We start from the raw sequence: 2928 nt of genomic DNA, 5'->3' as shown, positions 1-2928 counted from the left end.
CACCGCCACATCACCCACCGCCGCCAGCTGCTGGCCGGTGCCGGCGCGCTTGCCCTGCTCACCGCAGCGGCGCCCGGCCTTGCCCAGGTCGCCGTGCCATCGGGCGGCACGCTGCGCGCAGGCGCCGTGGAGTTCGGCTTCCGCAACGGTCAGGCACCCAACAGTTTCACCACGGCCGTCATCGATCAGGCCAACCAGATCACCCGCGGCAACAACAACCAGGAATTCCTCACGATCCGGGTTGGCAGCAATGCCGCCATCATCGATTGGCAGAGCTTCAACATTGGCCGCAGCGCCACTGAAACTGGCACGGTCACCTTCGCGAACAACAATGGCGGCAATCCCTTTGCCGTGCTGAACCGCGTCACCGGCGGCAGCAACACGGCCATCGACGGCCTGTTGCAGGGCAGCGGCAACGCGGCCAATGGCGGCATGATCTGGGTGGTCAACCCCAATGGCGTGATCTTCGGCCCGCAGTCCAGCGTCACCAACATGTCGGGCTTCGTGGCCTCCACGCTGGGGGTGTCGAACACGGCCTTCACCGATTTCGTCAACGGCGGCGCCTTTGCCAGCGCCAACGCGGTGCCGTTCACCAACGTGGCCGGCGGCCCGCCAGAGGCCGGCATCATCCGCCTGAGCGCGGGCACCGGGAGCGACCCCGGCGCCGACATCACCGGCATCAACGGCGTCGTGCTGCTGGTCGCCCGCCGCATCGATATCGAGAAGGGCGCGATCGCGCCGCGCGATCCCAACATCACGGCGGGTGGCGACATCGGCTTCGTGGTGGCGCGCAGCGCCTCGGTGCAGCTGACGCAGAACAGCCTCATTCAGATGAACATCGCCGAAGGCAGCGACCTGGCCAATGGCCAGTTGATTGCCGGCGGCATCATCAATGGCGCGCGGGTGTTTGCCGCTGTTGCCAATCGCGCCACGCTGACGGAATCGCTGCTGAACGTCACCGGCACCATCACCGCCACCCATGCTGTCGCAACCGAAAAAGGCATCGTGCTGCGCGCCGGCACACCGGATGCCGGCGGCCAGGTGCCGATCGCCATGCCGGCGGCCCCGGCCGATAATGCTGTCAACGATATCGCCATGTCGGGCACGCTGACCGCCAGCGGCAGCAGCATCGACGTCGCCGGCAATCGCGCCGTCGGCGTCAACGGCCTGACCTCGGGCGGCAATGTCACCGTCACCGGCGGCAGCGGCGCGGGCAGCAATGTGTCCATCGGCGCTGGCGGCATCACCGCAGCCCGCGCGATCAGCGTCACCGCGGCGAACGGCAATATCAGCACGGCCGGCGGCACGCTGCGATCGAACAGCGGCGATGCCGATTTCGACGCCGGCACGGCACGCGGCATCACGCTGACCGCATCGGGCAGCATCGGCACGCAAGGCTCTGGCCCGGCGCTGATTACCGGCGTCACTGCGCCGGCCGGCAAGCTCAATGATGTCAGCGTCACCGTGGGCAACGGCAGTGCGGTCAACCTGGGCGCGATCACGGCGCGCAACCTCACCATCGATTCCGTCTCCCCCGGTGCCGCCAGCGACATCCGGCTCGGCAATGTCAGCATCACCAGCGGGCTCACCCTCTCCAATGCCGGCCTGATCACCACCGGCAGCCTGGTCACTGGCGGCAGCGTCGCCCTCACGGCGACGGGCGCGCTGACCACCGGCAGCATCGACAACAGTGCCGGCACCGTCACCCTGGCCGGCAGCAGCGTCAGCGTCACCGACGCCAATTCGCTTTCCATCGTGTCGGCGACGGCCAGCAATGGTGCAGTTTTGCTCAATGCCACCACCGGCCTTACCGCCAGCGGCGACATCACGGCCAAGGGTGGCGGCGTCACCCTGTCGGGCACCAGCCTGTCGCTGGCCGGCGTCGGCGCCACCGGCAACATCATCATGACCACGGCCGGCGCGGTGACCGCCACCGATGTCCGCGCCCGCGGCGGCATCACCATCAACGACGGCGCGGCGAGCGGGCCGACCGGCGTGACGGCTGACCGTATCGAGGCCAACGGCAACATCACCATCTTCACCACCGGCGCGCTGACCGTGAACGATGCCGGTGGCTTTGGCACCCGCGATGCGCTGCTCAACGATGCGCTGACCGCCTTTGACGGCGCCACCGGCCAGAAGGGCAACATGACCCTGACCGCCGACAGCTATGCCGTGGGCAACAGCATCGTTTCGACGCAGGATCTGTCGTTCACGCGCACCGCCGGCGGGGCGCTCGACATCAGCAATCTCACCTTCACCGCGGCGCGCGACCTCACCGTGGCCAACGCTGCTGGCCTCACCTTCAATGCCGGCACCGGCAGTCTGGGCTTCACCCGCAGCCTGACGCTCACCGGCGCGCTGACCAGCAACCGGGTGCTGAACTTCACAGCCAGTGACACCAGCGGCACCATCCGCTTCAACAACAATGTCACCCTGGCCAGCGGCGGCGCACTCACCCTGTCGGCCGGCAATATCGATGTGCAGCAGATCATTGGCCAGGCCGGTTCCGGCGCCATCAGCCTGACCGAAGCCAGCAATGGCGGCACGATTAAGACCGGCAGCATCGATTCGCGCAGCACGCTCACCCTGTCCTCGACCGGACCCGGGGCGGCGATCACGCTGACCGGCGCCACCAGCCTGACCGCGACCGGTGCCGTGGCGATCACCGGGCCGATGAGCATCAACAACGGCCTGACCGTGCAGGGCACATCGGTGACGATGAACGACCTGACGACGCGCAACACCGATGCCAATGCCGGCACCGGCGACGTGTCCATCACCGCCACCACCGGCAATGTCTCGGCCGGCAGCCTTGCCTCGCGCGGGGCGCTGGCGGTGGCGGCCGACACGGCGGCAGCGACCGTTGGTATCGTTGGCGCGACGGCGGCGCAGGGCATCACGGTCACGGCCGGCGGCGCGGCGACG

General features: G+C 68.3%; 1 protein-coding gene. It reads left to right on the top strand.

All coding sequences use genetic code 11. The features are described from left to right. The coding region (locus GJ693_RS15075; protein ID WP_156257074.1) for a beta strand repeat-containing protein at positions 1 to 2928 on the top strand (2928 nt) is incomplete at both ends.

The sequence above is a fragment of the Sandarakinorhabdus oryzae genome (assembly GCF_009733735.1).
Classification (GTDB): Bacteria; Pseudomonadota; Alphaproteobacteria; order Sphingomonadales; family Sphingomonadaceae; genus Sandarakinorhabdus; species Sandarakinorhabdus oryzae.
The sequence above is the reverse complement of the archived record's forward strand: the minus strand, read 5'-3'. Positions and strand labels throughout refer to the sequence as shown.